Consider the following 3,672-nt stretch of genomic DNA (forward strand, 5'->3'; position numbering starts at 1 on the left):
CTCCCGAAGTTACGGGGGCATTTTGCCGAGTTCCTTAACCATGATTCACTCGTGCGCCTAGGCATACTCTGCCCGACCACCTGTGTCGGTTTAGGGTACGGGCGGCTGGCACCATCGCGTCGAGGCTTTTCTCGGCACCCCAGGATCACCCTGTTATCCCCCACCAAAAGCAGGGTCACCATCACGCCTCACCCCCGTCATCAAAGACAGTCCCCCGGGTTTACCTGGAGGACGGGCTGCGCGCTTGAACGGACCAAGCCATCAGGTCCGCCGGGCTACCACTGTGCGTCACCCCTGTTAACACGCTTGCCTACCTGCACGGAGGACCCCCAGACCCCACCACCACAACCACACCGTCAGGCGAACCCGACAGGCGCGGCTTACATGGTGGCTGGGCGTGGGTTAGCACCCGCGCGTCAGCATGGGCGGTGCTTCACCGGTACGGGAATATCAACCCGTCATCCATCGACTACGCCTGTCGGCCTCGCCTTAGGTCCCGACTCACCCAGGGCGGACTAGCCTGGCCCTGGAACCCTTGGTCATTCGGCGCTAGGGCTTCTCACCCTAGTATCGCTACTCATGCCTGCATTCTCACTCCCGCACCGTCCACCAGCAGTCACCCACAGGCTTCCCCCGGTGCAGGACGCTCCCCTACCACCCACAACCCCTGCCACCACCCCACACAAGGGACAGTGAAAGGAACACGTCATGGGTCCGCGGCTTCGGCGGTGTGCTTGAGCCCCGCTACATTGTCGGCGCACGATCACTTGACCAGTGAGCTATTACGCACTCTTTCAAGGATGGCTGCTTCTAAGCCAACCTCCTGGTTGTCTGCGCGACCGCACATCCTTTCCCACTTAGCACACGCTTAGGGGCCTTAGCCGGCGATCTGGGCTGTTTCCCTCTCGACCACGGAGCTTATCCCCCGCAGTCTCACTGCCACGCTACAACCCGCACGGCATTCGGAGTTTGGTTGACGTCAGTAACCCTGTAAGGCCCATCAGCCACCCAGTAGCTCTACCTCCGCCGGGCAACACGCAACGCTGCACCTAAATGCATTTCGGGGAGAACCAGCTATCACGGAGTTTGATTGGCCTTTCACCCCTACCCACAGCTCATCCCCCCAGTTTTCAACCTAGGTGGGTTCGGTCCTCCACACGCTCTTACACGTGCTTCAACCTGGCCATGGGTAGATCACCCCGCTTCGGGTCCAGAACGCGCCACTACACATCGCCCTATTCGGACTCGCTCTCGCTACGACTACCCCACACGGGTTAACCTCGCGACACGCCACTGACTCGCAGGCTCATTCTTCAAAAGGCACGCCACCACCCCCACACAAGGCGTGCGGAGGCTCTGACGGCTTGCAAGCGCCCGGTTTCAGGTACTATTTCACTCCCCTCCCGGGGTACTTTTCACCATTCCCTCACGGTACTATCCACTATCGGTCATCAGGAGGTATTCAGGCAACCAAGTGGTCTTGGCAGATTCACACAGGATTCCACGAGCCCCGTGCTACTCGGGCAAACCATCCCAGACACGCACCAACCAGTTCCGCCTACGGGGGTATCACCCACTACGCCACGCCTTCCCAGACGATTCAGCTACCGGCCAGCACACGCGCCCCCTCTCCGGCAGAAGAGAAACAGGACAGCCCCACAACCCCGCACACGCAACCCCTGCCGAGTATCACACGCACACGGTTTAACCATCATCCGCTTTCGCTCGCCACTACTCACGGAATATCTTCTCCTACGGGTACTAAGATGTTTCACTTCCCCGCGTCACCCCCCACACCCTATACAATTCAGATGCAGGTGACACGACATAACTCGTGCCGGGTCCCCCCATTCGGAAACCCTCGGATCACAGCCCGCCAGCCGGCTCCCCGAGGAATATCGCAGGCCACCACGTCCTTCATCGGCCCCTGATGCCAAGGCATCCACCGAACGCTCAAAACAACAAACAACAAGACACACGAACAAAACAAGAAACACTTTGTCGCAGAAATCTTACAGTAAGATGCTCGCGTCCACTATACAGTTCACAACCAACCCACCCACACCCACCCACAACCCCCAACAACAAACCAGGAGCCCCAGACGGGTCAGGCAACCAGGGCGCACTACCCCAGAACCCCGACAGCATGCCACCCCCACGCACACGCAGGGGCACCCACCACCACCCATCAGGCAGCAGCAGGCGTGTCTCCTACACCAAGCATCACAACCAGCCAACCCCACAGGACACACCCGCAGCACCAGCCAGCCATGACATCCGTGCGACACACCCCAACCCAGCCGGCCCAGACCCACACGGCCCAGACAAACAAGCAACCAGGAAGAGGCAACCACGCACAACCAATCAATCCTTAGAAAGGAGGTGATCCAGCCGCACCTTCCGGTACGGCTACCTTGTTACGACTTCGTCCCAATCACCAGCCCCACCTTCGACCGCTCCCCATAAGGCCACGGGCTTCGGGTGTTGCCGACTTTCATGACGTGACGGGCGGTGTGTACAAGGCCCGAGAACGTATTCACCGCAGCGTTGCTGATCTGCGATTACTAGCGACTCCAACTTCACGGTGTCGAGTTGCAGACACCGATCCGAACTGAGACCGGCTTTAAGGGATTCGCTCCACCTCACAGTATCGCAGCCCTCTGTACCGGCCATTGTAGCATGCGTGAAGCCCAAGACATAAGGGGCATGATGATTTGACGTCATCCCCACCTTCCTCCGAGTTGACCCCGGCAGTCTCCCGCGAGTCCCCACCACAACGTGCTGGCAACACGAGACAAGGGTTGCGCTCGTTGCGGGACTTAACCCAACATCTCACGACACGAGCTGACGACAACCATGCACCACCTGTGAACCGGCCCCACAAGGAGGAAACCCCGTCTCCGGAGCCGACCGGCACATGTCAAGCCTTGGTAAGGTTCTTCGCGTTGCATCGAATTAATCCGCATGCTCCGCCGCTTGTGCGGGCCCCCGTCAATTCCTTTGAGTTTTAGCCTTGCGGCCGTACTCCCCAGGCGGGGCACTTAATGCGTTAGCTACGGCGCGGAAAACCCGGAAAAGGCCCCCACACCTAGTGCCCAACGTTTACGGCGTGGACTACCAGGGTATCTAATCCTGTTCGCTCCCCACGCTTTCGCTCCTCAGCGTCAGTAACGGCCCAGAGACCCGCCTTCGCCACCGGTGTTCTTCCTGATATCTGCGCATTCCACCGCTACACCAGGAGTTCCAGCCTCCCCTACCGCACTCAAGCCGGCCCGTACCCACCGCAAGCCCCCAGTTAAGCCAGAGGATTTCACGACAGACGCGACCAGCCGCCTACGAGCTCTTTACGCCCAATAATTCCGGACAACGCTCGCGCCCTACGTATTACCGCGGCTGCTGGCACGTAGTTAGCCGGCGCTTCTTATCCAGCTACCGTCAACCCACCCACCAGGGGCAGGCCTGCTTCACTGGCGAAAGAGGTTCACAACCCGAAGGCCTCCATCCCTCACGCGGCGTCGCTGCATCAGGCTTGCGCCCATTGTGCAATATTCCCCACTGCTGCCTCCCGTAGGAGTCTGGGCCGTGTCTCAGTCCCAGTGTGACCGTCCACCCTCTCAGGCCGGCTACCCGTCACCGCCTTGGTAGGCCATCACCCCACCAACAAGCTGATAG

General features: G+C 59.9%; 2 rRNA genes. Both read right to left on the reverse strand.

Annotated elements, in window-relative coordinates:
- Window positions 1–1,969: ribosomal RNA gene (locus RIV14_RS13455) — 23S ribosomal RNA — on the reverse strand; the annotation flags it as partial.
- A gap of 406 nt (window positions 1,970–2,375) precedes the next feature.
- A 16S ribosomal RNA gene (locus tag RIV14_RS13460) occupies window positions 2,376–3,672 on the reverse strand; the annotation flags it as partial.

It is taken from the genome of Actinomyces acetigenes (genome assembly GCF_031296635.1).
In the GTDB taxonomy this organism is placed as follows: domain Bacteria; phylum Actinomycetota; class Actinomycetes; order Actinomycetales; family Actinomycetaceae; genus Actinomyces; species Actinomyces acetigenes.